Genomic DNA, 4,246 nt, shown 5'->3' with positions numbered 1-4,246 from the left:
TTGTCCGCGAAAAAGAGATCGGCACCTTGGAACAAATTAATGTCACGCCTATTAAAAAACACCAATTCATAATTGGTAAACTGTTTCCTTTTTGGGTTTTAGGTTTGCTGATTTTAACCGTCGGATTGATTATTGCCAGATTGGTATTCCAGATCCCTATAATAGGCAATATTGGATTGATTTACCTATTTACCTCTATTTACTTGTTGGTTATTCTCGGAATCGGCCTATTCATTTCCAACTATACGGAAACCCAACAACAAGCGATGTTCATCGCCTGGTTTTTTACCGTCATTTTTATTTTGATGAGTGGATTGTTCACCCCCATTGAAAGCATGCCTATTTGGGCACAGCAAATCACGCTGTTCAACCCTATACGTTATTTTGTGGAGGTTATTAGAATGGTGATGCTCAAAGGGGCGACTTTTTCAGACATTTCGACACCCTTTTTTATTATAGCATGCTATGCGTTTGTCATAAATGGTCTTGCCGTCTGGAGCTACAAAAAAAAATCCTAGCGGACCTGAGGAAAGCAATCCGTTTTTGTTAGCGACAAAGGGAGTAAAACAAAAATGTTTAGTCCCAAGTCTATTTATTATTCCATTTATGCAGTATTCTTTCTAGATTAGAAATGATAATCGGTTTTGGCATATAGTCGTCCATTCCTGATTCAAAACATTTTTCTTTCTCTCCTGCCAATATTCCCGCCGTGATTGCGATTATGGGGATGTTTTCAGAACCCTTGATTTTCCTGATCTCACATGCGGCTTCATATCCGTTTTTATGAGGCATTTGGACATCCATTAAAATGGCGTCCGGATGCTCGTTTATATATTTTTCGACGGCATCATTCCCGTCTTTCGCCTCAATTATAATGCAATTAGGAATGATTTTCTTTATCAATGTTTTAACCAAAAGCATATTGATTTTGTTGTCCTCGACTACCAAAATTTTGTGATAGCCTGAATTTGCTAAGGGAATCGTTTTATAGCCCGCATTTGGATTGAGGTTCTCAATTGGATTAATTACTATATTATTTGCCTTTTTAAATTTAACCGTAAAGAAAAAATTACTTCCCTCACCAAATTTACTTTGAAGATTCAGTTTACTGCCCATTAAATGTAAAAGAGAATTTGAAATGGTCAGCCCTAATCCTGTACCTCCATACTCCCTGCAGGTTGAACTGTCACACTGTACAAATGATTTAAATATCTTCTTGCTGTTGACCTCTTCAATCCCTATGCCTGTATCTTTTACCGAAAAATTAATCGTTGAATAATACTTATTTGAGGAAGGAGTTTCATGAACATCCAAAGAAATTGTTCCGGAATGCGTGAATTTCACTGCATTGCTTAACAAATTAACCAATATTTGTTTCAGTCGGCCGGCATCCCCCATTATAAATTGCGTAACGTCTTTGTCCAGGTTCAATATCAAATCTATCTTTTTCTGCATAGTCTGGTATTTGAATAAATCAACAACCTGATTCAATAATTCAAGCAAGTCTGTTTTGACGATTTCCAATTCAAACTTACCCGCTTCTATTTTAGAGAAATCTAGAACTTCATTTACAATATGAATCAAAGAATTGGCTGATTCATTGATTGTAGACATGTGTTTAAACTGACTGTCATCAAGATCGGTGGTCATCAATAAGTCCGTAAAACCAATTATCCCGTTTAATGGTGTCCTTATCTCATGACTCATATTGGCCAGGAAATCAGTTTTGGCTTTATTTGCGGCCATTGCTTCTTCCTTGGCTTTAATCAATTCCATTTCGATCAGTTTCCTTTCTGTAATGTCTACGCCAATTATATGGCATTGTTTATTATCTTCAGAGACGGTGCCTCTCAATATCACATAACTGTTTTTGTTGGTTTCAGATAATAGCACCACTTCACATGATTCCTTTGTCCTGTTTTCAAATACTTTCTCTAAAAAAAGGTTAAATACTGGTTTTGTCTCATCCGAAACAAAAAAACCGAGTCTACTGTTGATTAATTTAGAGCGTTCTTTGCCTAACAACTGCGAACCTGGCAAGTTTACCGCAATCACATTTCCTTCTCTGGATAAATTAAAATATGCCGAGGGCAAAAAATCGTATAATTCAATATATTTCTCAGTAGCTATTTCTGTTTGCTCAATTGCCGACAAAAGTTGCTCATTTTGCATTTCCAATTCAATCTGATGCACTTCTAGCTCATGAATAAGTTTCATTACCTCCACTTCAGTCAAGTTCGTTTTTATTTTTGAGACTTTTTCCTTAAGTCTAATTTCTGCTTTTTTACGAAGTCGGGATGCTATAAATTTGTCCACTGAATTTTTCATGACGTTAATTTTTTTTTAAATACCTTTTTTCCACTTTTACCAACACCGAAAAACTAATTATTCTTACTTATATCGATCACTTCGTTAAGCTTTTTTGGCTTAGTGACCTCATGAATAAAACATTGTATAATTTTATTATAATCTTTGAAATAGAAACTACTGGTAAAATCAATATAAATTGTCTTCCCTTTTGCAGTTTCGATGGGGACGCTCTCATAGTGAATGAACTCCCTTTCCTGTAATTTCAAAAATTTATTTTTGTCAGGAACTATCGACTTAAAAAATTCCATGTCCCAGATCTTTTTCTCGAAAAAGTATTCCTTTGAATGCCCCAATACATTAATCAAATATTTGTTAATATCGATTATCTTGCCGGCATCGGCATCAATGAATAAAACTCCGTCATTTATCGATTCAAAAAGTTGGCGGTAATGCGCCTCCGAAGCGGCCATTAATGGGTCTTCCGAACCATGTTTATCAACTTTCTCCCTGATTATGCACTGAATTATCTTATTGTTGTTTACGGCAAAAATCGTACTTACAAACTCAACATTAATTATTTCACCAGTTGCTGTTTGCAGAGGTAAATTCTCATATCGGATGAAATTTTCTTTCTGCAATTCTAAAAACTTCTCTTTATTTGCTTTTACATCCTTAGGCATTCCAATTTCCCAAATCGCTTTTTCCATAAACTGTTCATGCGAATATCCCAGTTTTTCAATCAAGAATGGATTTACATCAATAATGTTCCCCGTTTTTGCATTAAGGATAAGGATTCCGTCTTTTGCCGATTCAAACAAACGAAGGTATCGATTTTCATAATTAAGGGTCTCTTCGGCAATTTTGGACAAGGTGATATCTATGAATGTAATCACCAAACCATCTATACGGTCATCTAATGTGCGGTAGGGCATGATTTTGACATAAAACCAGCTTCCGGACTTGGTGGAAACTTTAGTTTGTATTGGGGTGAGGTTCTTTATTACTTCCTGGGCATGCACTTTGATTTCAGGATACTCCAATTCCGTCACCAAATCCGTAAAAGGTCTTCCAATGTCTGACGCCCTTAATTTGAAAATCTTGCAAACGGGATCCGTAAATCTGCGGATATTCAAATCCATGTCGAGAAAAAGCGTCGCTATATCAGTACTGTTAAGCAGGTTTTTCATGTCATTGTTGGCCTGCTCGAAATCAATTAATTTGCTTTGGAGTTCCGCATTAATCGTTTGCAACTCTTCGTTTAAACTCTGCATCTCTTCTTTGGACGTGGTAAGCTCTTCATTGGTGGACTGCAATTCTTCATTAGTGGATTGCAGTTCTTCATTAGACGATTTAAGCTCTTCTTGGGAAGTTTGCATTTCTTCCCTGGTAATTTGAAGGTCAATGTTACTTTGCTTGAGTTCCGCTTCCAATTCCTTCAACTCATCCTTCCCGAATTGTATATTTGATTTTACCTCCAGAATGTTGGACTCCGAGGTAGTTGGCAATTCGTTAAAGACAATCATGATCATTCCCTTTAGCTCTTCAGGACTCTCGATTCGCTGAATCGTAACGTCCACAAGAACAGAAGAACCGTCATCGGTGATTTTTATTTTAGGAAGAACCAGTTTTTCAAATGTTTTTTTGGCTTTTCGAAAAGCACCCGGCAGCACGTTGCGCAACCCATCGCGAGCCATCGCATGCACGTTCCAGTTTGCCTTACCCGCAACTGGTTCCAGGTACTTGCCAGTGCGACCTGTAATATATAAGATATCACCATTTTCATTAACCAATACGCTTGCAGGTGCATACCGTTGCAGCAATATTTGGTCTGCTAATGTTTGAATATTCTCTGTCATTTTTGGCGTAGGCTTATCCATAGTCAGTTTCTTTTTGCTTCCCGTAAAAGAGCTTGGGAAGTCCATAAATTCAGTTAATT

3 protein-coding genes are annotated in these 4,246 nt (G+C 36.9%); 1 reads left to right on the top strand and 2 read right to left on the bottom strand.

Features of this window, described 5'->3' with window-relative positions:
- On the top strand, positions 1-518 hold a 518-nt coding region (locus VIH09_RS10460), incomplete at its 5' end, for an ABC transporter permease (RefSeq protein ID WP_331580684.1).
- A 70-nt stretch (positions 519-588) separates the two neighbouring features.
- Here VIH09_RS10460 and VIH09_RS10455 read toward each other — a convergent pair.
- Positions 589-2,328 (bottom strand): ATP-binding protein, encoded by a 1,740-nt coding sequence (locus VIH09_RS10455; protein ID WP_331580682.1) that lies wholly within the window; start codon positions 2,326-2,328, stop codon positions 589-591.
- Between the two features lie 53 nt (positions 2,329-2,381).
- A partial coding sequence (locus VIH09_RS10450) for a PAS domain S-box protein (RefSeq protein ID WP_331580680.1) occupies positions 2,382-4,246 on the bottom strand: 1,865 nt, incomplete at its 5' end.

This window comes from Flavobacterium sp. (genome assembly GCF_036515215.1).
Classification (GTDB): Bacteria; Bacteroidota; Bacteroidia; order Flavobacteriales; family Flavobacteriaceae; genus Flavobacterium.
This window is presented reverse-complemented; position numbering and strand designations above follow the sequence as displayed.